Genomic DNA, 26,662 nt, shown 5'->3' with positions numbered 1-26,662 from the left:
GCGCGCCGGCCACTCACACGTCCGTTCACCCGGAAGGGAGATCTTCTTGCCCACCATCGTCTTCCGGCAGCCCGACGGTACCGAGCGCACGGTGCACGCGGTCGACGGGGCGAGCGTGATGGAGGCCGCCCTGATGGAGGATGTCGACGGAATCCTCGGCGAGTGCGGCGGGCACACGATGTGCGGGACCTGCCATGTGTACGTGCACGACGCGTTCCTGGACCGGCTCGCGCCCGTGACGTCCGACGAGGACGAGATGCTGGACGCCACGGCAGCGCCACGGCGCCACAACAGCCGGCTCTCCTGCCGTCTCCAGGTCGGCGCCGTGCCGTGCCACCTGGTGGTGGACGTGCCCGAGCGGCAGGTCTGAGCCGGGCACCCGCGGGCCCGAAGAGGGTTCCGTCGGACTTCGAGGATCTGTCGTCATCCCACGCGGGAAAGCCCGCTGGATGACGACTCCGCAGCGGCGGCCCGGGGCACCACCTCACCGGATCCCGGCGCCACCGGCTCGGAGCGAAAGTCGGCGCCGCCCACCGTGGCGGTCACCAGGCACGTGAGACGGGCGACCTGCTCCGAAATATGGGCGACAGCCTGTCTGAGTTCTCCGAACGCCTCATAGAACAAGGTCAGTTCGCCACTGCCTTCACCGTGGCCGGCCTCCGGTGCCCGAGCGCCGGGGCCTGCCCCGGCGCCGACACCGGCTCGGGTGCCCACGCCTTGCGACTGGCCGTCGTGGAGGGCCGGATCCGCCGTCAGGATCCGCTGGTGCAACTCCTGGAGCCGAGCCCCGGGTGCCAGGCCCAGTTCCTCCCGGAGTCGCCGGCAGGTACGCCGGTAGACCTCCAGGGCTTCGGCTTGGCGGTTCGACCGGTACAGGGCGATCACGAACAATTCGCAGAACCGTTCATGCAGCGGATGTTCCTCCACCAGCACCGCGAGCTCGGCCGTCCGCTCGATGTGCTGACCAAGGTCCAGGGCCAGCGACAGGCGTTGTTCGAGCGCGCCGAGCCGCATCTCGCCCAAGGCGGTGCGCCAGCCCTGCAGGCCCGTGCCGGTACCGGCCAGCGGGACACCGGTCCACAGGTCGAGCGCCTGGTCGATACAGGTCATCGCCGTGGCCGGCTGTCCCGCGCTGCTGAATCGTTCCGCCTCGCGAACCTTGACCTTGAACTCCCGCAGGTCGAACTGATGCCGGTCCAGCGGCAGACCATAACCACCGCCGACACTACTCACCACGCGATGCGCACCGACCGCGGACAGCGAACGGCGGAGTCGGTAGATGTACGTCTGAACGGCATGCCGCGCGTTGGAAGGCGCCGCGCCGCCCCAGACCACATCGATCATCTGCTCGACCGAAACCTGTTCACCTTCGCGCAACAGCAGCAGAGCGAGAATGGTGCGCTCATGGGTCGAGCCCAGTGCCACTCCGACACCTTCGCAGGACGCGTGCAGAGGACCGAGTACCGAAAATCGAAGTTCCTTCATGAGCTAACCTCCGCTGCGCACTCTTGGTCAGATTTCCGCGAATTCTGCAAAGCGTGGACGGAATTAGCCGATATACCCACGTGGGCATGAGTTAATAACGAGTTCGGACAGCCGGAGTACATTTCATGACCGCCATGGGTAACATGCGTGCGACACCCGATGGAACTACGCCGTAATATCTCTCGTCACCACCCGCCGACGCCGCACTTAAATTTCTGACAAAGTACCTCTGCGTACTGGGCGGATCAAGCCATAGTGACGGGGCTTCCCATGCATGCACGACCCAGCGTACAGAAGGGCATCGCGCCGTTACCGATGCCCCAAAATATGCCTTTTGTGACGGCCGGAAGAGGTGACCGCTCCGGCTCACGCGCCGTGCGTCACGGTCCCCAGGTCGTCGCGGCGGATCTCCAGAAGGTGTCGTTCGGGGAGCAGGGTCCAGCGCGGCTCGGGCTGTGCCCATCCGGTGGAGGCCACCACGACCTTGCCGTTCTCCCGGCGGTAGTGCAGCCCGAAGTAGCCGGTTCCCCGGCGCTGTATGACTTCGGAGCGCGGGTCGTGCTCGGTGTAGGCGTACAGGGCGGACGGGGTGAGCAGGAGGCAGTTCAGGGCGACGAACCGGGTCGCTCGGGCGCGTATGTCGTCGGCGACCTGGAGGAGCGCCTTGGCTGGTTCCAGGCCGTCGTCCATGCGCCGTCGGACAGCGAGGTGGAACCGCTCGCTGTCGGTGGCGCCCTGGGCGGTGGCCAGCAGGTCGGGGCCGATCGTGTCGTCCAGACAGGTGACCGGGGTGAAGTCGCCGTTGTGGGCGAAGGCGGCCCGCGCGTCGCCGAACGGGTGGGTGTTGGCCGGCGTGACCGGGATCCCCGGGGTCGCCATCCGCAGGTGCAGCAGTGCCGTGTCCGTCGTGCATCGGTCGAGCAGCGGACGCAGACCGGGGCTGAGGTCGGCCCGTTCCGGCTCCTTCACGGTCTCGACGGAGCCCGCCGGGGCGCGGGACGCCAAGCCCCAGCCGTCGCCATGCTCGCAGGCCAGCGCGAGGAACGGGTCGAGGTCGTCGGCGAGCAGGTCGCTGACGGTGGCGGCCTCACCGGCCACGACACCGAGAAGTCGGCACATGAGGGGACTCCTTTCTGGGCGCGGTGGACCGCGGGACGGTGTGCACCGGCAGGGGGAAAGCGACTCAAGAGGGCCCGGGGCCCCGCCTCCTGCAGACGGAGCCCCGGGCATCAGCCGGGCAGTCAGCCGCTTCGGGGAGGGCGGCCTGTGACCCGGCGTTCGACCTGGCCCGCCGCGGAGGCAAGCGCGACGTTGACCAGGACGTAGATGAACCCGACCACCAGGTAGCCCTGGACGACCGTGTGGTTGTACTCCCCCAGGGTCTTGGCCGAGTTGAGGAGTTCCAGGAAGCTGACGACGTAGCCGAGCGTGCTGTCCTTCAGCAGGCGGATCAGCTGGCTGATCAAGGAAGGCGCGGACTGCCTGACGGCCTGGGGCAGGACGATCTTCCGCATCGTCAGCCAGTGGCCGAGGCCCAGCGCGTGTCCGGCCTCCGTCTGCCCGGTCGGCAGGGCTCGGACCGCCGAACGGAAGATCTCCGCGAAGACGGCGGCGTTGTTGAGCACGATCGGCCAGGCGAGCTGCCAGAACAGCGGCAGCCTGAGGCCGGCACCGGGCAGGCCGAACAGGAAGACGTAGATCAGCAGCAGCAGCGGTACGGCGCGCATCACCTCGACGTAGAGCGCGGCGGGCGCGCGCACCAGTCGGCTGCGGGAGAGCCGGGCCAGCGACAGCAGCGCGCCGAACGGCAACGCGATCGCGCCGCTGACCAGGGTGACGCGAACGGTCTGCCACAGTCCCTGGAGCAGGTAGTGGATCACCGGCCACTGCGTGAACAGACGCCATTTGCCGGCATCCAACTGGCCGTTCACCGCGAACTGGTGGAGCCCGGCCCAGGTGAGCGCGGCCATCACCAGCAGCGAGCCTGCGGTGGCCACGGCGATCCGCCGCCGCCCGCGCGGTCCGGGTGCGTCGAAGAGCGCGTCGTCCGCCGGCACCATCCACGCCTGCACCATCCACGCCGGCGGCGAGAAACGGCCGCGGGCACGACGGCTCCCGCCGGCGCTTTCGATCAGGGCCGGTACCGCTCCGCCCGCTGTGGTGCCGGTCGAAGGCGCCCCGGACGACGGCCGGGGAGCGTCCGCCGTCCAGGGGCCGGTCTGTGGAGTCTTTTCGAGGGGCTTCATCGCAGCACCACCAGCCTGCGTTCCAGTACGGCGGCCAGTCGTCCGATCGCCAGCGTGAAGGCGACGTAGCACGCGGCTGCCGCGCCGAAGACGAGCAGCGGCTGGGCGTATCGCTGATCGAGCAACGCGGTCTGCCCGGTGAGTTCCTGTGTGACGCCGACCGCCGCGGCCAGCGAGGAGTTCAGCGTCAACGCGATCAGCAGGGAGGCCAGCGGCTGGATCATGGACCGCACGGCCTGCGGCAGCACGATCAGCCGCAGGATCTGTCCGAAGGTGAGACCCAGCGCCCTGCCTGCCTCGATCTGCCCCCTGGGGACCGTCCGTACGCCGGAGCGGATGGCCTCGCAGAAGAAGGCCGCCCAGTACAGGCTCATGGCCGTCACCGCGGTCCAGAACAGCGAGTAGACCAGTCCGACTTCAGGCAGTCCGAAGACGAAGAGGGTCAGCAGGACCAGCAAGGGCACACCGCGCACGGCGGACACGTACAGCCGGCCGAACAGCCGCAGCGGGACCACCGGGCTGATCCGGAACACCGCGAGCAGGAGCCCGAGAAGACCGGCCAGCGCGAAGGTGCACCCGCTGATCTCCAGTGAGACCAGGAAGCCGTTCCCGAACACGCCGAGGTTCGATGCGATGACGCCCATCGGTGCTCAGCCGATCCGCGGCGGCGCCGGAACCGCGCCTGGCACCTGGGTACCGAGAGTGGCCTTCCACACCTTGGCCCAGGTGCCGTCCGCCTCGATCTTGGCCAGCCAGTCGTTGACGAACTTCTTGAAGTCCGGCTTGTCGAGGGGCAGTCCGATGCCGTACGGCTCCTTGCTGAAGGTGCTGGGGAGCACCTTCACGTCGGAGTTGGTCGACGCGTTGCCCGCGAGCAGGCTCTGGTCGAGGACGTAGGCGTCGGCCCGGCCCTGCTGAAGGGCCTGCAGGCACTCGATGTTGGTGTCGAAGAGCTGGATCCTGGCAGTCGGCGCCGCGGCCTTGATGGCGGGGGCAGCGACGGAACCGGACTCGGTGACCACGGTCTTGCCGGCCAGGTCCTTCAGCGAGGTGATCGTGTCGTTGTCCTTCTTCACCTCGATCCCCAGGCCGTCGACGAAGTACGGGCCGGCGAAGCCGACCACCTTCGCCCGCTCCGGGGTGATGGTGTAGGTGGCGAACACGGCGTCCACCGAGTGGTTCTTCAGCAGGGCCTCGCGGGTGGCCGCGGTGACCTGGACGAGCTGGGTCTTCGGCGTGCCGATGATGTACTTCGCCAGCAGTTGGGACAGGGCCGCGTCGAAGCCGGTGAGCTTGCCGGTGGTCGGGTTGAGCAGGGAGAAGAGGGCCGCCGTCTGTGTTCCGCCGACCAGGAGCTTGCCGCGGCTCTTGATCTCGGCGGCGGTGGAGCCGGCCGGCATCGCGGAGGCGTCCGCGGGCTTCTCGGCGGCGATGAGCTGATCGACGGACGTGCCTCCGGCCACCGCACCGGCGGCGGGAGCCGCCACGTCGCTCGACGGGCTTCCGGAGCAGGCGCTGATGAGGGCCGTCGCGGCGACGAGCGCGACGGCGGCGCCGATCCGGCGACGGGCGGGCGTGCGCTGTACGGTCGTGGGTGTCATGGCTTCTCCTGCGGGGCGGGGTGCGTGAGTGCACGGGTGGGGACGGCCGTGCGGAAGCGTGGTGGGCGCGGAGCCGCGGTACGTGCGAAAGCGCGGTGAACGCGGGTGCGGGTGCTTGCGGGACGGGTGCCTGCGGGTACGGATTCCGCGGGTACTTGCGGGTGCTTGCGGGGTCGCCCCGGGGATTCAGTGGTGGAGCACCTTGGACAGGAAGTCCGCGGCGCGCTCGTTCTTCGGACCCGCGAAGAAGTCGGCCGGGGCGGCGGTCTCCACGATCCGGCCGGCGTCCATGAACACGACGCGATCGGCGGCCCGCCGCGCGAATCCCATCTCGTGTGTCACGACGATCATGGTCATGCCGTCCGCCGCCAACTCGACCAGGACGTCCAGGACTTCCTGGATCATCTCCGGGTCGAGGGCCGAGGTCGGCTCGTCGAACAGCAGCACCTTCGGTTCCATCGCGAGGGCCCGGGCGATGGCCACGCGCTGCTGCTGGCCGCCGGACAGCTGCGCCGGATACGTGTCGGCCTTGTCCGCGAGGCCCACCCGGGCCAGCAACTGCCGTCCCCGTTCGCGGGCTTCGGCGCGCGGCACTCCCCGGACCTTGACGGGAGCAAGGGTGATGTTCTGCAGCACGGTGAGATGCGGGAAGAGGTTGAACGACTGGAATACCATGCCGGCGTCCGCCCGCAGCCTCGCGAGTTCGCGCCCCTCGGACGGCAGCGCCCTGCCATTCAGTGCGATGGTGCCGGACGAGATCGTCTCCAGCCTGTTGACGCACCGGCAGAGGGTGGACTTCCCCGAGCCGGAGGGCCCGATGATCACGGTCACCTCCCCGGCGTGGACGTCCAGGCAGACGTCGTGCAGGACCTGGACATCTCCGAAGTGCTTGTTGACACCGCTGATGCTGACCAGCGGCTGCGCTCCGGCGCCCTCGCCGTAGCGTGGGCTCACACCGGTCTCAGTCGTACTGGTCACGTGAAACTCCTGCGGGCGACGAGGTCGAGCGGTTGCCTGTGCACTCCTATTGGACCGAAACCCGTTCACCCGCGTCCAACGAGGATTTTTTCGTGGACTCATCAAGACCTCTTATGCTTCATGTCGTGTTGGACGTACACCAGTTGCAGGTTCTGGCCGAGGTCGCGCGTACGGGGTCCTACACGGCGGCCGCCGCGTCGCTCGGCTACACACAGCCCGCAGTGAGCTACCAGATGCGCCGTCTCCAGCAGGCCGTGGGCGCCCCGTTGGTGGTCCGCGTCGGGCGCGGTCTTCAGTTGACCGAGACCGGCCGCCTGCTGGTCAGGCACACGGACGCCATCTTCTCGGTGCTGCGCGCCGCGGACCAGGAGGTCTCCTCGGTCGTGGCGCGCGGTGGCGGGCTGGTGCGGATGGTCGCCTTCCAGAGCAGTTGCGTCACGATCGTCCCCGAAGTGCTGGCGCGGCTGCGGCAGTCGGACCCCGATGTGCACATCACGCTGACCCAGGCCGAGCCGGTGGAGGCACGCCGCCTGGTCAGGACCGGAGAGGCGGATCTCGGCCTCCTGTGCAACTGGGAGAGCGAGGACCTCCCGGAGGGCGAGACGGCCATGCTCCGGGTACCGCTGCTGGACGACCGCCGCTGCGTACTCATGCGCGACGACCATCCGCTGGCCGGCCGCGCGGAGGTCGACCTCGCCGAACTCGCCCACGACGACTGGGTGATGGAGAGCATCCGGGACCGGTTCCTGGCCGCCTGCACCAACCTGGGTTTCCAGCCGCACATCGCCGCCACCGCCGACGACCTGCTCGTCATCCAGTCCCTCGTGACCGCCGGGCTCGGGGTCAGCCTGATGAACGAACTGGCGCTGTACACACACGTCTCACCCCATCTGGTCCACCCCCCGCTGCGGAACTGGCCGGTGCGCCGCACCTACGCGCTGATGTGGCCCGACATGGCCGGGGTTCCCGCGGTGGCGACCGTGCTGCGCGAGATCCGCAGGACCACCCGCGCGATGGGCGCGAACTTCACCGGCGGCTCCGCGTCCTGAACGTGGTCGCGGGTGCGGACCGGTGGTCGGCGCCCGCGGTTGACGCCACCACACCCGCGACTGTGCGACCCGCGGCAACTCGCCTGTCACTACTGGCCGTCCGTCTCGCGTACGACGTCCTCGGGGCCCGCCGAAAACTCCCCGCCGGGCCGCACGTCCAGCCCCAGCGGATCGTGGAGCCCCAACTCGTCGATGTCCTCCGTGCCATCCGGCACGTCCGCCGTGGTCGCCGTCCGCTCGGGCGGCCCGGCAGGCTCGGAGAGCATGTCCGGCTCGGAGAGCACGTCCAGCTCTGAAAGCACGTGCGGCTCGGAGAGCACGTCCGGCTCTGAAAGCACATGCGGCTCGGAGAGCACGTCCGGCTCTGAAAGCACATGCGGCTCTGAAAGCACGTGCGGCTCGGAGAGCACGTCCGGCTCTGAAAGCACATGCGGCTCGGAGAGCACGTCCAGCTCTGAAAGCACATGCGGCTCGGAGAGCACGTCCGGCTCTGAAAGCACATGCGGCTCTGAAAGCACATGCGGCTCTGAAAGCACATGCGGCTCTGAAAGCACATGCGGCTCTGAAAGCACGTCCGGCTCTGAAAGCACATGCGGCTCGGAGAGCACGTCCGGCTGCTCAGGACCGGACGGCGACGGGGTGTCGGCCTGACGCGTCGCGTCCAGGTCGCCCGGCGTGAGGGAGATGTCGAGGACGGGATCCTGCTGCGCCTCGGGCTCGTCCTGGCCCAAGCCCTCCGCGGGCAACTCTCCCTGGCCCACCTCCTCCTGCTCTTCCTGGAGCGGGGTGGTGGTCCGGCCGTCGCCCGGGGGTTCCTCCTGGTGGGCGGGCTGCTCCCGGACCGGCTGCACAGCCGGCTCCACGGCCGGTTCCGGCGGTGCCTCCGTCGTGCGCATGATGACGTTGGCCGTGACCCAGCGGGTGCCCCGGGGGCCCACGACCTTCAGCAGGCCGACTGCCCGAACCTGGTGGCCCGGGGCGCCGTCGGGCCCGCCCGCGGTCGGGGTACCGAAGCGCACCATCTCGCGGCGGGGGGCGCCGTACGTGAACGTCTGTCCACTGGTGACGCGTTCGCCCGCGAGCGGGACCGTCGGGCCGAGACGGTCGGTCCCCGAGGCCTGCAACGGGCCGCTGTAGCCGAAGGTCAGCGCCGGGTTCATCACCAGGTCGCCCTGCGTGGACGAGCCGTCGTTGGAGATCTCCACCCGGTCGATCGCGGTGTCCGTACTCGTCGCCACGCTGCGTGGAGCGTAGATCGTCATCTGGACGAAGGTGCGGGCCGCGCCCGGCTGTCCCAGGTACGGCGCGGCGGCCGCGGGGTGCAGCAGCGTGAGGCGGCCGGTCGCGGCCAGCTGGGTCAGCCGGATGAACATGCCCTCCGACGACGTGGAGGTGAGCAGCTCGCGTTCGCCGCCCAGTGCCGGATCGACAGCGCGCAGCGCCTCGGCCAGCTGGTCGGTTCCGTCGTACTGGTAGATCTCGAAGGGACGGCCGGGTACCCACGGCGAGCCGTTCAGCGTCGCGCGGACCTCGGCGGGGACCTGCATGTCGATGACGACCTGGTCCGGCTGCGCTTCCAGGGCCAGGGTCGGGTCATCGGTGTAGACCGCGGGCGTGACCTGGCGCGGAGGCTGCGGCGTCCCGGCCGGTGTCCGCGACCCGTCGGGCCCGGCGGGGGCCTGCGCCGCGGCAGGTGTCTCCGACCCGTTGAAGCGAAGGACCGCGCGTGCCGGCACGCTGTCGCTCGCCTGCCGCAAGGGCCGCAGGCCGGACAGTGCCTGGAACGTGGTGTCCATCAGCCCCGTGAGCCCGGCGTAATGGGCGATCCGTCGGGCTCCGGCCGCCAGGTAGAGGGGCACGGCGACCGCCAGCACTTGTGCCATCGGCCTCGCGGTGACGGTCACGTCGTAGTTGTAGTCGAGGTCGAACTCGGAGGTGTCCCGCATGCTGCGCTGCCAGGCACGCTGTTCACGGGTCGAGATCGCCGACTCCATGACGTCGGTCTGCCGGGTCATCGACACGGTGGGCCGGAACCGGTGTCCGTTGTGCTGCACCAGCGGTGAGAAGTCCAGTTCGTTGGCGACCGAGGTGACGCGGGTCTGGCGGGTGGTGCCGGGGACGGGCAGGGCACTGCCGTCGCCGTTGGAGTGGCCGAGGACGTTGTCCAGGCCGGCGTTCTGCAGGGCCGACCGGCCGTGTACCTCGCCGAGGTCTCCGGTGGGCCGCGCGCGCAGCGCCACCTCCACCATCGTCGGGCCCAGCCACGAGCGGTGCACGAAGTGGAAGGCGGTGTGACCGGCCGGGCCCGCGTTGACCAGGGCGCGCAGGCCGAGCGAGGTGGCGTGCTCGTTGATGCGGGACAGGACGCCGGGCAGATAGGTGGCGCTGCCGGGCACGGTCGCGCCGGTGGCGATCCGCTCGACCAGTTCCCCGACCCGGTCGGCGAAGGCGGACCTGCCGCCTTCGGGGTGGAGTTCGGCCACGGCACCGAATCCGAGCTGACCGCCGCTCTCGACGAACCAGGGCGGCAGCAGCCGGTCGGCGGGACCGGCGTCCTGCGGCTCCGGCACATCCTGGAGCCTGAACTCCGGGTGGTTGTTCAGGTCGTTGTCGGAGAGCAGGAACTCCACGGCGTCCGGGACCTCGACGATCCTGGTGTGCTCGCGGCTCGGTCCGCCGACCAGCAGGCCCGTCACGACGTTGCGCAGGCCGGTCCTGACGGTGACCTTGTAGGTGGCCGTACCGCTGAAGCGGTGCGGGAGTACGTCGTTCTCGCTCGTGACGCGGTAGGCCGTGGCGTTGTCGTTGACGGTGGAGCTGTCCGTGGTGCTCGTGCGTGTCAAGAGACGGCCGGAGGGGGCGAACGTGCGGCCCGGGTCGCCGTAGTCGGCGGCGAGGGAGAGGCCGCCCGCGTGGCTTCGGGTGTCGCCGCGGGTCTCGGCGGAGGCGTCGACGGACTGGATCCACCGCTCGTAGTCCATGACACCGGGGCGCGGCAGTGCGCGCACATCGGTGAGGTATCCCTCGACCTCAACGGTGACGTCGGTGCCCGCGAGGACTCCCGACGTGCCGGCGCCCTCCACCACGTAGGAGTCGCGGAAGATCCGGTGGACGTTGGCCACCATGTGGTGCGGTGACAGACCCGCCTCCACCACCTCCTGGGCGACGCTCTCCGGCGCGAGAAGGTCCTCCCCCACGCTGAGGCGCTTGGTCCAGCGCCAGCCCCCGGCGACCTGTCCGGCGGCCCAGCGCACGGTGCCCAGGCCGCTGTCCAGCGCGCCCACCGCGGACCGGTGCAGCAGCGTCGCCAGGCCAGTGGCAGGCGCTTCGGCGGCGTCCGCCTGCTCGCCGACAGAACGCGCTTCGCCGGCATCCGTGCGCCGTGCGGTGACCGCGCCCTCGTCCGGTTCCGTGGTCGCGGAGTCCGCGCCCCTCTGCTGCTCCGTCAGCTCGAACGCGCCCGGCATCGGGCCCGGTCCGGAGCCGTCGTCGCTGTCCACCTCCGCCGTCTGGTGCTCCGGGGTGTCGGCGGTGGCCGTCGGCACCCAACTGCCGGGCATCGTCCTGGTGTCCGCGTCCTCCAGGTGGGCGGGCGTGGCGTCGGCCAGGGAGCCGAGCATCTCGTTCACCGCGGTGCGCACGGCCCAGCTGCCCTCGGCCCGGTCGATCACGGCCGTCTCCGGCAACCCCAGTGCGCCGGCGAGCATGTCGGCGTCGGCGTCGGTGAGCGCGCGCGGCCGGGGCATGGCCGACGTCTCCTGGGCGCCGGGTTGCGTCAGGGTGCGGTAGGTGGGCAGCGCCACACTGACCGTTCCCTCGGCCGAGCCCGGCTCCGGGGCGGGGCCGTGGCTCCAGGAGATCTCCGTGCGGTAGGTGACGGGCAGCGTGAAGAGGTGGATGCCGTCCTCGGTGGGGGTGAGGACGTAGTACTCGTGGCCGGTACCCGCGCTGGAACCCGTCGTGACGGAGTTCTGCCGGCTGTAGGTGTACTCGGGTGTGAGGCCTTGGAGCCACAGGTTGCCGCGGTCGTCGAACGGGTTGGTCATCGACGCCTGAGCGGTGCCGCTGATCGTCCAGGGCGCGCGCGTCAACTGCTCGTCCCCGGAGATCGTGGAACCCGTGTAGTTGTTCGTCTGGATGTCGTTCAGGTGGCGGTCGAGGGTGACACCGCCGTCCGGGCCTTCCGCGTAGCGGCGCTCGGCCGTCATCCGGAACGACACGCGCTGGGTTCCCTCAAGGGTGGTGCGCTCGAACCAGACGGTGTGGCCGCCCTCGACCATCTCGTCCAGTGTCGCGCGCAGCCCCATGCTGGAGCGGATCTGTTCCAGTTTGCGGACGTTGGTGAGCCGCTGGAGATGGTGTGCCTGGTCGACCGGGCCTCGGTACGAGTCGTCGGCGGGCGGCAGGAAGCCGTGGTCGCGCAGCCAGGTCTCAAGGCCGTCGTGGAGCGCCCGGGTCCCCTCGACGGCCAGCGGCGTGGCGGACACGCCGAGCGAGCGCAGGTGCAGGACCTCGGGCGGCAGGAACCGCGGGGTCTGCGGCGTCCCGGAGACGGTCGCGACGGACGGCACCCGCAGAATCAGCGGATACGTGTGGTCGGTTGCCGCCAGGGGCGTGCCGCCGGCCGGGCGGCGCTCGCGTCCGCTCGGCCGCACCAGCGTGATGTGGTAGCGCGCGTCCACCCGTTCCCGCAGCAACGGCTTGGCGGTGCGCAGCGCGTGCGAGGTTCTGGCGCTGCCGCCGGAGGCGAGGGTGTGGGTCACCTGGTGCTGGACGGCGCCCGATACGGACAGGTTGAACCCGATCGGCTCGGTGCCGGTCACGGGGTCGGGCAGGCCGGCGGCGAGTCCGGTGCTGACGCCGAGTCCCACGCCGGAGGCGTTGGCGACCGACGCGGTTCCGGTGAGCCGGATGGAGCGCAGGACGTGGGAATCGAGGGCGGAGTTGCGGGTCGGCGGGCCGGCGATGCTGCCGGGGCCGGTCCGTTCCTTGAGTTCGACGTGGACGCGCAGCAGGCCGATGACCGAGCCGTCCTTGGCGAACAGGGTCGGCGACGTGTGGGAGCCGCTGTACATCAGCGGCAGGTTGCCGCGGAGGTTGCCCTCGCCGAAGAACTGCCGCAGTTCGTCGAGCGACGCCTCGGAGATGCCGGCCAGGTCCCGCCGGAAGGACACGAGCACGTCGGAGAAGATGGCGTCCGCGCGTGGCACGCTCTCGACCGCGAACAGCGGGACCTCGTGGAGCAGCGTCTCCAACGGCGCCGGACGCCCCTCGGGGCTGTCCGGATCGATCGGCCCGGCAGGGTCCGTCCCGGCCTCGATCAGGTGCTCGGGGAACCACACCGTGAGCGCGGAAGGCGCCGCGCTGCCCGGCGTGTGCCACCGGTCGGCGGGCTGAACGGTGGTCGTGGCCTGCGTCAGACCGGTCGTGGTCCGCACCTGCCAGGTCATGTCGTACTCGTACGGCCAGGACCGCTCCTTGCTGCGCAGCTGGACCAACGGCTGCACCGTCGCGCCCGCCGAGACCGTGGTGGTCGTCTGGTTGTGCGTGTACGTCAGCTGCGGGGAGAGCGTCACCCTCCGCAGCCAGTCGGCGTGCGGGGTCTGCCAGGTGTGCGCGTGGCTCAGGTTCATCGAGCGCAGGTCGGCGATGCTGCTGGTGCTACCGGTCTCGCTCACGCCGAAGTCCCAGCGTTGGATGCCGACCGGCGGCCCGTCCGGCATCTCGTGGATCCCCGGGTCCACCCTCCGCGGCGAGGACAGTTCGAGGCGCACCGCGACCTGATACGTCCGCCCGCGGTACGGCGCCCGCACCGGGAAGCCGTGCTCGCTGAACAGGCGCGCCCATTCACTGCTCAGCGCGCGGGAGGTGAGCGTTTGGCGGACGACCGTACGGAACGCCTCGTTCGCGCCGCGATCACCCTCGACCTGTGCGAACACCTGCTCCTGGAGCCAGTGGACGGTCGCCTCGGGGACCGGCTCGACGTAGATCAGCTCCTGCGAACCGTCCCTCGTGGAGCCGAACTTCCGGATGGCGGCGCTGAGTTCGGCCGGCACCTCCTCGATCGAGGCCGCCGGCACCACCGCGGACTCCTCCGGTACGACGGCCTGGTCGTCCGGGCTCCGCGGCCGGTCGGACCGCGCCGAACGGGCGTCGTCCGACGAGTCCTCGCCGGAGGTCTGCGCGGCTGGGACATCCTGGTCGCTTCCGTCCAGGGCATCCGCGGCCTGGGGGAGTTCATCGCGCTCGGCGGCATGGTGCGGTTCGTCCGGTGTCGCCGCTCCCTGGTCAAGCTCTGGCCCGACGTACCGGCCCAGGGTCGCTTCCGCCTGCCGCGGGGTGCCCGCCGAGAACTCCTCATCGCCGGCCGGGTCGTCCGACAGGTGATCGCGGGCCCGGACCGGAGGCGGTTCCGCCACGTCGTCCTGCTGACCCCCTGGGACCGTCCCGTCCGTGGCACCGGGGGGTGCGGGGTCGACGTCGGTGTGCCGGCTGGGTCCGGGAGTGGGCCCGGCCTGCGGGGAGGCATCGGGCGAATCGTCGCCGAGACCGTCGAGGGGCGTGTTCCGGCGACTGGCGCCGCCCCGCAGACGGGGCGGCGCCTGCCCGCGAGCGGCCTGGGCGATGCGCGCGGCCTGTTCCCGGAGGTCGAGGCGCCGCCAGATGCCCTCACCGCCCGCCTCGTCCACAGCGCGACGACGGGCCTGCTCGAACGAGGCGTGGTCCGTGATGCCTGCTCGTTGCCGTAGGTCCTCGTCGCGGTCCAGCGTCTCGTAGCGGGGCGGACGGTGGTCCGGGCGCGGCGGGGCGGCCTCCGGGCGGGGCTGCGCGGTGGCGGGAGCCGACGGCGTGAAGGTGTGCCAGCCCAGGTTCTTGCGGCTTCCGAGTCCCAGCTCGTCGTCGATGTTGATGATGTTGAACCCGTTACGGAGCTTGCCCACGGGCGCGTGGACCGTGCGTCCGGTCCTGTCCGCCAGGAGCTGTGCCAGCGGTACGTTCTCCGCGGTCCGCGGTCCGGGCGGCCGGGTCCCGGCGTGGTCGAGGATCAGGGCCAGCGGTCCGGTGTCCGACGGCTGGGTGGCACGCAGGTCTTCGGCCACGAAGCGGACGAACTCACTTGCCTGCACGGTGACGTTCGTGTCCTTCGTCCTGTCGTGAAGGGTGACGTATCCGCGCTCCGGGGCGGAGACCTCGATGAAGTAGGGGCGGTTCTGAGCGCCCGACCGGTGCCAGGGGAAGGTCCGCTGCTGTCGGTCGTACCTCGGGATCCCCGGGTCGGACAGATCGAGAACGTTCTGGTACTCCCGCGTCTCCAGCAGGTCCCGGTGGTACCCCGATCGGTAGTTCGGCTTCCCGTAGGAGAGGCCGAACGGCCGGTGGTGACCGTCCACGAGGGGATGCTGGGTGATGGCGTCCACCGGGAGGGGCGCCCCCCTTGTGGGCGAGACGGCGTGCAGGACCGGTTCGTCGGGCGCGGTGCCGAGATCCTCCGGACGGCTGAGCGCCCAGTCGCCGTAGTCGCCGTTGCGGGGGCCGGGGTGGGTGACGGCCAGGGAGTCGCCCCGCCGGATGAGCGTCACCGTACCGCTGTAGGACCACACCGGCCGGCCGGTCCTGGCGGCGATCAGCTGGGCGCTGTGCAGCCCCAGGGAACGGCCCGACCAGAGCAGCACCAGGGGAGCACCGTCCGGGACGTCCGACAGTCGAGCGGCGACGTCCTGCGAGAAGTGCCACCGGTTCAGGTCGGGCACGGCGCCGCCCGCGCCGACGACGAGGGCGTCGTCGGGGAGCCTGACGAAGAACGGCTCCCTGTCGTTCCCGGCCCACGGTGCCCGGACCGGGGTCACGTCGGCGTCCGGCCGCGCGTCCTGGCGGCGGAAGATGGCGTCGTGCACGATCCCCGTGGCCGGGGTGACGGCCTGGGAGGTGTAGTCCAGGCCCCACGGACCCTGCCCGCGGCCTCCGGTGCCGGTGAACCGGCTCAGGTGTGCCTCGACATGGGCCCGGAGGCGGTCGATATCCGGCTTCCGGCTGCTGGTGCTTCCGCCGTCGTTCCGCTGCCGCTCCCAGTCCGTGATCCTGTCCAGGACCGACGACAGCATGGTCCGGTGCTCGGTGCCGATGCCGTTCCGGGTCGCCAGCTCCAGGAGCTTGACCTCGTCGTCGATGCGCTTGAGCGCCGTGGAGCGCGAGGACCGGGGCCGGCTGGACTCGGTCATCCAGTCGGTGAGGATGGCGCGGTCGTACTCGGCGGAGCGGGCCCTGCGCCCCGACAGGGCGGAACTGTGCAGCGGTGTCCGGGGCGGCAGTCGCAGGTCCACGGCCGCCGCCGTGCTCTGGGGCAGGAACTCCCGCCAGCCGTTCAGCTCCGGGTTGTCGGACCTGGCCATCGAGATCTGGAGCGCGACGTCGACCGTGCCCGCCGACGCGTACACCGTGCGGCCGGCCGTGTCGGCGACCATCTGCGCGAGCGACGGCTGCGTCGCGGAGCTGCGTCCGGCCCCGCTGACGAGCAGGACCAGCGCGGTGCCCCGGGGCAGGTGCTCGGACGCCAGGTGGTCGGCGACCAGCCGCGAGAACTGCGCCTTCGGCACCTTGACGCGGCTGTTCGAGCCGTCCGCACGGGAGAACAGGGCCACCGACCCGTCGGGGTACGCGGGTGCCTCGACGAAGTACGGGATCCGGCCTTGCCGGGCGGCTCTACGCCAGGGCACCCGCAGGGTGGAGGGGTCCCTGCTGTCGTCGAACAACACCTCGTAGTCGGTCCTGTCCGCCAGCGCACGGTAGTCCGCCGGTCGGAGACGGTCCGAGGTCCCCATGAAGTCGGCACTCAGGTAGGACAGGCCCCTGATGCCGTGCTGCCGGTCGACGATGAGCTGCTGATGGAAACCGTCCCCCGGGACCGTGCCGTCCGCGGGCCCCGTGAGGTGCGCGGCGTTCAGCGCGTCGGGGCGGCTGACCGTCCAGGAGGCCAGCGGGGTGCGTGCCGAGTCGATGCCGGTGATGCGGAGCAGCCCGCGGTCGTTCAGCACGGCCGCACCCGTGAACCACCAGACCGGGCGGCCGGTCCTGGCGGCGAGCAGCCGGGGGGCGTGCGCGGTCAGGCCGACGCCCTGCCGCAGCAGCACCAGCGGGCCGTTCCCGGGCAGGGCCGTCAGCTTCGACGCCACGTCATCGGCGAAATCGCCCGCGTTCACGTCGTTCCGGGCGACGATCACGACGGGCGCGGATGTCGTACCGCTGTCGGCCCAGGGCGCTGTCTCCGGCCGCCCGCGGTCCACGACGGAGCCGTCGCGCATGCTGCCGGTGTACACCGTGTCGGTGACGACGTCCCCCTCCCGCACGGCACTCGTGTAGTCCAGGCCCCACGGCAGCCGGCGCTGCTCCGGAGGCTGGGCGAGCCAGCGCTGCAGGGAGTGCACATGGGTCTTGAGGTCACGGACGTCCCGCTCACGCGTGCTCATGACCCCCGCGCCGCCGGCCTGCTTGCCCTGCTCCCACTCCCCGATCGTCTCCAGGACCAGCTGCAGCAGACCCGCGTGTTGCTGGGTGAGGCCGCCCCGGACCGCTTGCTCCAGCCTGCCGACCGCGGCGTCGACGGCCTGGAGGCGCGACGAACGCGACAGCCCCGGCCGCGACGAGTCGTCCTTCCACGCGGTGAGGACCGTGTGGTCGAGTTCGACGGCGCCGGCGGCCCTTCCCCTCAGATGCCTGCCGGGCGGCACGGCGGCCACCTCCGCCGCGTACTCGGGCAGCCGCTCGGGCTGCCGCCGCGCCCCGGCCCGGGAGGACCCGCCCGCCCGGGAGGACTCACCCGCCCGGGAGCTGCCGCCCCGCAGGCCCTGCCACTGCCGGCCGAGGGCGGCGAGCGCAACACGTTCGGCCTGGTGGCGAGAGTTCATCCGCTGCCACGGGCCCGGGCCACCGGCGTCCGCCACGGCACGGTGGTGTGCGTCCTCGAAGGAGACGGGGGCGCCGTCCAGGGCAATCCTGTACCGCCGCCGCAGATGCCTGTCCACGTCGGCCCGCAGGGCGGCCACGCCCGGGGTTCCCGCGTCCTCGGCCAGCGATGTGCCGGGCCGGGAGAGCGCGGAGTTGTGCTCGGTGCGGGGGTCGCCGGGCAGCAGAGCGCGGACGTGGTCCAGCGCCTGCCTCAGGACGGGTGGAAAGGGCCCGGATGCCTCTGCGGCCGAGATGCGGTCGTTGATCGTCGCGAGCGTGACGCTCACCGACGGGGGCAGGGGCGCACCCCTCAGTACGTGGTGGGCAACGGCCTCGCTGAGCGTGCGGACCTCCTCGGCCCGGATCACCGGGGTGCTTTCGCCGGACGGAGTCTGCACGCGGATCCAGCGGATCGGCCCGAAGAGGTGGGCCATGCCGGCCACGAGCGGGTGGTCGCGAAGGGCCCTGACCTCGTCGGCGTCGAGAGCGTGTTCCAGGGGGCGTTCGGCCGCCGCGTAGGCGTTCCGCTCGACACCCGCGACCTCTTCCAGCGCGGCGACGAACTGGTCATCGGTCATCCTGGTGGGAGCGCCGCCGAAGTGCCGCAACTCCAGGAGCGCCATGGGGTGGGCGAGGGCACCGCCGGCGTCGTCCAACTCGGGGTAGTCGTGCATGTCGACCGCTTCGTACTGGCTCACCTGGCGGCCGTCGGCCGTCTGGCCCATCAGGGCCGTGGCCAGGTAGTCCCGTTGGAACACATTCCACGGGGCGACCACCATGTCGAGCGGGTGGTCGAACTCGCCGGGCGCGAACTCGCGTCGCACAGCGAAGGATTCGGGGCGGGTCAGCAGGAAGCGAAGTGAGTCCTCGATGTTCTGCTCGATCCGCTCGTGGTGTCGCGCCAGGAACTCCCTCACATCGCGGCTCAGTGCCCCCCTCACCGTGAAGAACGGCGTCCGGGAAGCCGCGGGCAGCATGTTCTTGATCAGATTCTGCGGCCAGTGATGGCGGTTCAGCGGCGCCGCGGCCACATGGCTGAACACCAACCGCAGGTAGCCGTGCAGTTCCTCCGCCCCCGGCACGTCACGCAGGAACGAGAGCATGTGCGGCGGGACGGCGTGTCCTGTGCGCTCCTGGACATAGCCGGCCGTCACCGCGTCGGCCAGCTGGTGTCCCGAAGTCATGGCCACGACGAACTGCGGCATCGTCAAACGCTCGTGAACGGCGTCGAGGGCGACGGACAGGCCCCTGGGCGGCACCCCGACGGTGAACTGCACCATGGCGGCGTGCCCCGGACCCGACGGGGAGGGCGCCACGACGACGTCCTGGCCCACCTCGCTGAACTGCCACCCCTCCGCGGCCGGGAAGAGCTTCGCCAGAAAAACAGCCCGACCCGACCTGTCAGGTTCCGCAAGACGCTGCCGTATCTCCCTGTAGAGCTCGACCGCCTGCTCGCGCGGCAAGCGCCCCTCTTCGCCGGGCAGCACCGCCATCGGCGGCAGGACGATCTCCGGAATGGCGTGCGCCTCCATCACTGGCGCATGCCCGCCGCCCGCCGCGACCGCGTGCCGCAAGGTCGGGTGCAGTACGCCGTCGGCGGCGCGGTAGAAGGGAAATGTGTCCACGACCAGTTGCACGCCCGAGGGGTGCTCGGCCAGCTGCATGCGCTGCTGCAGCTCCCGGCCGGGGGGAACGGTCAGCAGGGGGCGCTGGTCCTCGGTCTCCGTTCCCACCGCCCCACCGACCATCGTCTGCGGAGGTTCGCCGTTCCCGCCGTCACCGAGAGCACGGTGGTCATCGTGCAGGCGGCGGACATCGGCGAGGTCCAGATCGGGGACGATCTCCCGCGCCGCGCGCCAGACCTGGTCGACCGCGAGCCGCGCGTCCTGGACCCGCTGCTCGTGACCCTCGTCGGGACGGGCGGCCGTCTCAGCATGCGCATGCGCCTGCACCTGTGCCTGTGCCTGTGCCTGTGCCTGTGCCTGGTCGAGATTCGCCAGCGCCTGGCCCACGTCGCGCAGGCGCGCCACCAGCAGGGCGTCCCGTTCACCGGTCGGCCCCTCGGCGCGGCCCTTGCCCTTGGCGCCGGCCGGCAACGGCTCGTCCCGCGCCACCGTCACCGCCGCGACGACACGGCGCAACGCCTCCCGATAACCCACCTCGCGAGCGTCATGACCGATCACCGGCCGATAACCCAGCGCCCGGCCCACCAGACCCGAAGCCCCGCTGAACGCCCCACGAACCGACTCCGCCGAGAACCCGTTCTCCCGCGCCCACTCCGCCAGGAACCCCGGCTCCAACACCTCCTCGCCGGCCTCGAAGACCGCGGACTCCTCCGGCGACGGCACAACGTGCTCGCCGTCCCCCGTCCTGTCGGCGAGCCCACTACCGGGCCGGAAGCCCCTCACGGACGCACCATGACGGGCCGCCGGGCCGAGCCCGATTCCCGAAGCGCGGGGCAGCAGGCCACGGACGTGTTCCAGCGCCTCCACCGCCAGCCGCAGAGCTGGTGACGGCTCCGGGGACGACTCGATCGCCGACCGGACACGGGCGCCGACCGTCGCAAGCGTCGCCTCCACGGAAGGGGACAACGGCGCACCGCTGCGCACATGACGTGCGACGGCCTCGCCGAGCAGCCGCACCTCCTCGGCCCCCATCACCCGGGCCGACCCGCCAGCCGTAGTCGGCACAGTATTCCATCGGGTCCGCTCGAAAAGGCGCGCCAAGCCGTCCACCAGCGGGTGCTCGATGACCGTCTTCACTCCGCCCGCGTCCATAGCCTGCTCCACAGAACGCTCAGCCACCGCGTAGGCGTCCCGCTCAACACGCGCGACCTCTTCCAGCATGGCAACGAACCGGTCATCGGTCATCACACTGGGAACGCCGCCGTAGTGGCGCAACTCCAGCAGCGCCATGGGATGAGCCAGAGCACCGCCGAAATCGTCCAGCTCGTGGTAGTCGGTCATGCCGACCGCTTCGGTCTGACTCACCTGGCGCCCGTCGGCCGTCTGTCCCATCAAGGCCGTGGCCAGGTACTCCCGCGGGGAGACGTTCCACGGGGACACCTCGTCCAGCGGATGGTCGAACTCGCCCGGTGCGAAATCGCTTCGCATGTTGACGGAGACGGGATGGGACAACAGGTTACGAAGTGACCTCTCCGTGCGCTCCTCAATCCGCTGGTACTGCGTCTCCAGGAACCTTCTCACCCTGGGGCTCAGGGCCTTCCTGACCTCGGACAGCGGCGTCCGGGAAGCCGCCGGCAGCATGTTCTTGGTCAGCGCGTCCGGCCAGTGGTGACGCTGCAGGGGCACCGCCGCCACATGGCTGAACACCAGCCGCAGGTAACCGTGCAGCTCCTCCACCCCCGGCACCGCGCCCAGGAACGGCAGCGTGCCCGGCGGGACGGCGTGGCCCGTGCGCAGCCGAACGTAGCCCGCCGTCACCGAGTCGGCGAACTGATGCCCGACCATCATGGCAGCTACGAACTGCGGCAACGGCAGGCGGTCAAGAACGGTGTCGAGGACGAGGGACAGGCCCTTCGGCGGGACACCCACAGTCAGCTGCACCATGGCGGCATGCCCCGGACCCGACGGGGAGGGCCCGACGGCAACGTCCTGACCCACCTCGCTGAGCTGCCATCCCTCCGCGGCGGGGAACAGCTCTGCGAGCCGAGTGGGTCGGCCCGAGCTGTCGGGGAGCCCGAGCTGCTGCCGTATCGCCCTGTACAGCTCGATCGCCTGCTCGCGCGGCAGGAGCCCCTCCTCGCCGGGCAGCACGGCCATCGGCGGCAGGACGATCTCCGGAATGGCGTGCGCCTCCATCACTGGCGCATGCCCGCCGCTCACCGCGGCCGCCGCCTGATACGACGGGTGCAGTACGCCCCCGGCATCACGGAAGAAGGACATGTGGTCCACGACCAGTTGCACGCCCGACCGGTGCTTGGCCAGCAGCGTGGCATAGTCCAGCGGCTGGCCGTTGACGGCCAGCAGGGGGTGCTGGTCCTCGGTCTCCGTTCCCACCGCCCCACCGACCATCGTCTGCGGAGGTTCGCCGTTCCCGCCGTCACCGAGAGCACGGTGGGCATCATGCAGGTAGCGGACGTCCGCGAGATCAAGATGAGGGACTAGCTCATGGGCCGCATACACCGCCTCCTCAACCATGAAAGCCATGTCCTCGACCCGCTGCCCGTGACCCGCCTCCGGGTAAGCCGCCGCCTCGGCCCGCGCATGATCGAGACTCACCAGCGCCTGACCCACGTCAGTCAGACGCGCCACCAGCAGGGCGTCCCGTTCACCGGTCGGCCCCTCGGCGCGGCCCTTGCCCTTGGCGCCGGCCGGCAACGGCTCGTCCCGCGCCACCGTCACCGCCGCGACGACACGGCGCAACGCCTCCCGATAACCCACCTCGCGAGCGTCATGACCGATCACCAGCCGATAACCCAGCGCCCGGCCCACCAGACCCGAAGCCCCGCTGAACGCCCCACGAACCGACTCCGCCGAGAACCCGTTCTCCCGCGCCCACTCCGCCAGGAACCCCGGCTCCAACACCTCCTCGCCGGCCTCGAAGACTGCGGACTCCTCCGGCGACGGCACAACGTGCTCGCCGTCCCCCGTCCTGTCGGCGAGCCCACCACCGGGCCGGAAGCCCCTCACGGACCCACCATGACGGGCCGCCGGGCCGGGCCCGAATCCCGAAGCGCGGGGCAGCAGGCCGCGGACGTGGGCAAGCGTTCTCACCACTTGCCGCAGCGGTGGTGACGGCTCCGGGGACGACTCGATCGCCGACCGGACACGGGCGCCGATCCTCGTGAGCGTCGCCTCCACGGCAGAGGGCAGCGGCGCGGCGCTCCGCACATGGTGCGCGACGGCCTCGCCGAGCATCCGCACCTCCTCGGCCCGGATCACCGGATTCGGGCCACCAGCCGCGGTCGGCACGCGGGTCCAGCGATCTCCCATGAGGCGCGCCAGGGCACCCACCAGCGGGTGCTCTATGACCGCTCTCACCCCGCGGGCGTCGAGATCGTGCGCCACCGAGCGCTGAGCCACCGCGTAGGCCCGTTGCTCGACGCGGGCGACCTCTTCCAGCGCGGCGGCGAACCGTTCGTCGGTCATCACACTGGGAACGCCGCCGTAGTGCCTCAGCTCCAACAGCGCCATGGGATGGGCCAGGGCGCCACCAGCGTCGTCAAGCTCGTGGTAGTCGCGCATGCCGACCGCATCGAACTGGGTCACCTGGTGCCCGTCGGCAGTCTGTCCCATCAGGGCCGTGGCCAGGTAATCCCGCTGGGGACGTTCCGACTCGGTGACCACGCTGTCCAGCGGACGGTCGAACGCGCCGGGCTGGAACTCCCTTCGTATGGCAAGGGAGTCAGGGTGGGACAACAGGTAGACAATCGAGTTCTCGGTGTGCTGCTCGATCCGGTCGTGATACCTCTCCAGGAACTCCCTCACCTCGGGGCTCAGTGCCCTCCTGACCACGAAAAGCGGCGTCCTGGAAGCCGCCGGCAGCATGTTCTTGGCCAAGCGGCCCGGCCAGTGGTGGATCTGCATGGGCGACGCCGCCACATGGCTGAACACCAGCCGCAGATAGCCGTGCAGCTCCTCCAGCCCCGGCATGGTGCCGAGGAAGGGCAGCCTGTCGTGCGGGACAGCGAAGCCGGTGCGCTGCTGAACGTAGTCGGCCGTCACCGAGTCGGCGAACTGATGCCCGACCATCATCGCAGCTCCGAACTGCGGCAGCGTCAAACGCTCGTACACGGCGTCGAGGACGACAGACAGTGCCTTCGGCGGCACCCCCACGGTCAGCTGCACCAGAGCCGCGTGCCCCGGGCCCGACGGGGAGGGCCCGACGGAAGTGTCCTGGCCCAGCTCGCTGACCCGCCAACCCTCCACGGCAGGGAACAGCTGCTCCAGCCGAACTGTCCGGCCCGAGCGGTCAGGGATCGTGAGTTGCTGCCGTATCGCCCGGTAGAACTCGACCACCCGCTCGCGCGGCAAGCGCCGCCCCTCTTCGCCTGCCAGCACCGCCATCGGCGGCAGGACAATCTCCGGAATGGCGTGCACTTCCCGCCTCGGCGCACGCCCGCCACCCGCCACGGTCGCAGCCTGACTCGTCGGGTGCAGTACGCCGGTGGCGTCGCGGAAGAACGCGTGGTGGTCCACGACGAGTTCGACACCGGACCGGTGCTCGGCCAGCCGCGTACCCGACGCCAGCTCTCTGCCCGGGGGAACGATCAGCAGGGGGTGCTGGTCCTCGGTCTCCGTTCCCACCGCCCCACCGACCATCGTCTGCGGAGGTTCGCCGTTCCCGCCGTCACCGAGAGCACGGTGGGCATCATGCAGGTAGCGGACGTCCGCGAGATCCAGATCGGGGACGATCTCCCGCGCCGCGCGCCAGACCTGGTCGACCGCGAGCCGCGCGTCCTGGACCCGCTGCTCGTGACCCTCGTCGGGACGGGCGGCCGTCTCAACCTGCGCCTGCGCCTGATCGAGATTCACCAGCGCCTGGCCCACATCGCGCAGACGCGCCACCAGCAGGGCGTCCCGTTCACCGGTCGGCCCCTCGGCACGACCCTTGCCCTTGGCGCCGGCCGGCAACGGCTCGTCCCGCGCCACCGTCACCGCCGCGACAACACGGCGCAACGCATCCCTATATCCCACCTCGCGAGCGTCATGGCCGATCACCGGCAGATAAACCAGCGCCCGGTGCACCAGACCCGAAGCCTGAACGTACGCCCCACGAACCGACTCCGCCGAGAACCCGTTGTCCCGCGCCCACTCCGCCAGGAACTCCGGTTCCAACGCCTCCTCGCCCACCGCGAAGACCGCGGACTCCGCCTCAAGCGACACACCACGCTCACGATCCGCCCCACCGCCGAGCCTGCCGGCACCGGAATGCGAACGCGCCGGACCGCCATTCCGGGTGGCAGCCGCCTGCGACGAATGGCGCGAGACCGGTGGTCGGCCCTGGCCGGGCTGAGCACCTGTGACATCCAACGCCCTTCGCAGTGCCGCCGCGGCCCCGGTGAGACGGGTGCGGTCCTGGACTGACAGACGAGACATGGAGGGTTGTGAACCGATTGCATCCTGAACGGTTCTGAGGAGCTTCCTCAGTTCGGCCGGCAGAGCCGGGGGAAGCCGACCGCCCTCCACGGCAAAACGCATAGTTTTCTGAGCGAGCCTGTTTCGATCCGAATTTCTCAGAACAGGCCGGTTTCCATCGCCCTGCTGCGGTACCGACAGGCCGCTGACCGCGGCGAGCACTCTCCCCATCGCGGCCACAAGCGGATGAGAGAGTGCACCGTACGCCGCGACGGGAGAGATCTGGCCGGTCCGATCTCCGCTGAACCGGTTCGCCTGGGCGTAGCTGTTCTTGGATGCCTCCTTGAAATCGCGTACGAGTGAGGCCACTTCGGGATCCGTCACAGGCCGCTGCTTACTGCTGACGTGCCGAAGCTCAAGGAGGATCAAAGGAATGGCGATCCGTCCCTCGTTGGTATCGGGTTCGGGGAAGTCCCTCATCCCCACCATGTCTTCCTGGCCTACCTTGATACCGTGCTCGGTAGCACCTTGGAGGCCTGTCATCAGGTAGTCACGGTAGGTGAATCCCGACCAGGAAGATTCCCCCAGCACGTTCAAACCGTCACTGCCTCCGTAGCGACGAAGAACTTTCTGAAATTCCGCTTCGACATCCTGGGCAATCTTTTCCCTGAATTGCTCCAGATGTGCGCGGACTTGGGGCAGCAATGTGGAGCGGATGGCCTCGAACGGCGTACGCGACGCGGCAGGCAGCATGTTCTTGACCAGCCCGTCACGGAACAATCGAGATTGGAACGGGCCTGCAGTCACGTGACTGAACAGCAGCCACGCATATCCGTGGATCTCATCCACTCCGGCCACATCGGTAAGGAACGGAATATGTTGAGGCGTGACGTCCTGATGAACTACCGCTCTGGCATAATCCAGTGCGACCATGTCGGCGAAATTACGCGCCCCCGCAAAAAGAGCGCCGACACTTCGGAATGCGAGTCGCTCTTGGACCAGATCGAGCATTGCACTCAGGCCGCCTGCCGGGACCCCGACAGTGATCTGCGTGTACGTAGGATGATCCGCGCCCTCCGGTGAAGGTTCGATCTGCACCCGGTGGCCGTCCTCGGTCAACTCCCATCCATGGTCGCCCCCCAGGGCAGCCTTGAGATCCATTGGCCGGCCCGAGGCGTCGGCCTTTGCCAGGGCCGTTCGAGTCGCATGATGCAGCGCCAGTCCGTCCTCGACCGACGTCCGATACCTGTCTCCGGGGAGAGCCGCCAAGGGCGGAAGAACGATCTCCGGAATCAGACGCTTCTGCTTGGTGACAGGTTCTCCATTGGCTGCCCCGGGCGTTGAGTACAGGGCACCGTCCTGGCCCTGGAAGAACGACCGGTCGTCCACGACGATGCGAGCCCCGGAAGGATGCTCGGCCAGGACATCACCCAGTGTGATTGGCGGCCTGCCGATGAGGCGTAGCGGGCGCAGATCCTCCGTTTCGATGCCGATGGCGCCACCGCGCAGTCGCAGCGGCTCGCCCCGGTTGGCGATGGCACCCGCGATCTCCTGGGCCACGGCGCGCTGGTGGCGGCCGATCAGGAGGGGGGCCATTTTCTCGTACTGCGCTGAGACCATGGCCTCGTCGGCCGGACCGTAGGGCCAGCCCAGGTCCCGCAGTCCGCGGTTGACCTCAGCAAGCAGATCGGGCGTGACCGTACCGGGAGGCGGGGCTGCCACGGGCTGTTCGGAAGCCAGGACCTCGGCGCTGTCGCCGTCGGCATGATTCGGCCCCTGTGCGGCGGGACGGTCATCCACCGGTGTGCCTTCGAGGAGAACGGGGGCGTCGGGGGCGACGGTCCGCTCCAGCCTCTCGGCCAGTTTCCGGGACAGTTCCGGGTCGAGTTCGGGATGCTCGGCCAGCAGCAGCAGCTCGTCATACGGGTCGAGACCGAGGTCACGAACGGCGACCTTCGTCACGCTGCCGTCCAGCAGAATCCTGGTGCGGGAGTCCACCGGCAGATGGTCGCCCACGGTGGCACCGTCGACTTCCGCGCTGCGCAGGGCGGACCCGTACAGCAGCTTCAGAGTCTCCTCATCGAGCGGCAGCCGAACGGCGTCCCGCTGAGCGGACCCGTGCGCGGCCCCTTCCTCGGGCGTCGAAGGCGTGACCTCTGCCGGCGCTGCCGGATCCGTGCCCTCCTCGCGGGACACCGGCGTGACCTCCGCCTCCGCTGCCGGATCCGTGCCCTCCTCGCGGGACACCGGCGTGACCTCCGCCTCCGCTGCCGGATCCGTGCCCTCCTCGCGGGACACCGGCGTGACCTCCGCCTCCGCTG

At 70.3% G+C, this 26,662-nt stretch carries 10 protein-coding genes; 3 read left to right on the top strand and 7 right to left on the bottom strand.

What is annotated here, in order from left to right; translation table 11 throughout:
* Positions 1-46: 46 nt before the first annotated feature.
* Positions 47-370 (top strand): 2Fe-2S iron-sulfur cluster-binding protein, encoded by a 324-nt coding sequence (locus tag ACGFYV_RS17495; RefSeq protein WP_393879261.1) that lies wholly within the window; start codon positions 47-49, stop codon positions 368-370.
* 53 nt (positions 371-423) lie between these two features.
* Here the strand turns inward: ACGFYV_RS17495 and ACGFYV_RS17490 are convergent, their stop codons facing one another.
* From ACGFYV_RS17490 to ACGFYV_RS17465, 6 genes are all read right to left on the bottom strand, one after another.
* Positions 424-1,485 (bottom strand): BTAD domain-containing putative transcriptional regulator, encoded by a 1,062-nt coding sequence (locus ACGFYV_RS17490; protein WP_393879260.1) that lies wholly within the window; start codon positions 1,483-1,485, stop codon positions 424-426.
* Between the two features lie 366 nt (positions 1,486-1,851).
* Positions 1,852-2,604, bottom strand: coding sequence for a class II glutamine amidotransferase (locus ACGFYV_RS17485; RefSeq protein WP_393879259.1), 753 nt, complete (start codon positions 2,602-2,604; stop codon positions 1,852-1,854).
* A gap of 122 nt (positions 2,605-2,726) precedes the next feature.
* Complete coding sequence (locus tag ACGFYV_RS17480) at positions 2,727-3,545, bottom strand: amino acid ABC transporter permease (protein WP_393879258.1); 819 nt, start codon at positions 3,543-3,545, stop codon at positions 2,727-2,729.
* A gap of 182 nt (positions 3,546-3,727) precedes the next feature.
* Positions 3,728-4,375 carry an amino acid ABC transporter permease gene (locus ACGFYV_RS17475; RefSeq protein ID WP_393879257.1) on the bottom strand — a complete coding sequence of 216 codons (648 nt, stop codon included), beginning with the start codon at positions 4,373-4,375 and terminating at the stop codon, positions 3,728-3,730.
* 6 nt (positions 4,376-4,381) lie between these two features.
* Positions 4,382-5,332 carry a glutamate ABC transporter substrate-binding protein gene (locus tag ACGFYV_RS17470; RefSeq protein WP_393879256.1) on the bottom strand — a complete coding sequence of 317 codons (951 nt, stop codon included), beginning with the start codon at positions 5,330-5,332 and terminating at the stop codon, positions 4,382-4,384.
* Positions 5,333-5,518: 186 nt separating this feature from the next.
* Complete coding sequence (locus ACGFYV_RS17465) at positions 5,519-6,310, bottom strand: amino acid ABC transporter ATP-binding protein (protein ID WP_393879255.1); 792 nt, start codon at positions 6,308-6,310, stop codon at positions 5,519-5,521.
* 125 nt (positions 6,311-6,435) lie between these two features.
* On the opposite strand from ACGFYV_RS17465, the gene ACGFYV_RS17460 reads away from it, so the two are divergent.
* Complete coding sequence (locus ACGFYV_RS17460) at positions 6,436-7,359, top strand: LysR family transcriptional regulator (RefSeq protein WP_393879254.1); 924 nt, start codon at positions 6,436-6,438, stop codon at positions 7,357-7,359.
* 89 nt (positions 7,360-7,448) lie between these two features.
* Here the strand turns inward: ACGFYV_RS17460 and ACGFYV_RS17455 are convergent, their stop codons facing one another.
* Positions 7,449-24,149 carry a hypothetical protein gene (locus ACGFYV_RS17455; protein ID WP_393879253.1) on the bottom strand — a complete coding sequence of 5,567 codons (16,701 nt, stop codon included), beginning with the start codon at positions 24,147-24,149 and terminating at the stop codon, positions 7,449-7,451.
* A 597-nt stretch (positions 24,150-24,746) separates the two neighbouring features.
* Between ACGFYV_RS17455 and ACGFYV_RS17450 the strand changes: the two genes are divergently transcribed.
* Entirely contained in the window at positions 24,747-25,424 is a 678-nt protein-coding gene (locus ACGFYV_RS17450; protein WP_393879252.1) for a hypothetical protein, read from the top strand.
* Positions 25,425-26,662 lie beyond the last annotated feature (1,238 nt).

The organism is Streptomyces sp. NPDC048297, assembly GCF_043201585.1.
In the GTDB taxonomy this organism is placed as follows: domain Bacteria; phylum Actinomycetota; class Actinomycetes; order Streptomycetales; family Streptomycetaceae; genus Streptomyces.
The sequence above is the reverse complement of the archived record's forward strand: the minus strand, read 5'-3'. Positions and strand labels throughout refer to the sequence as shown.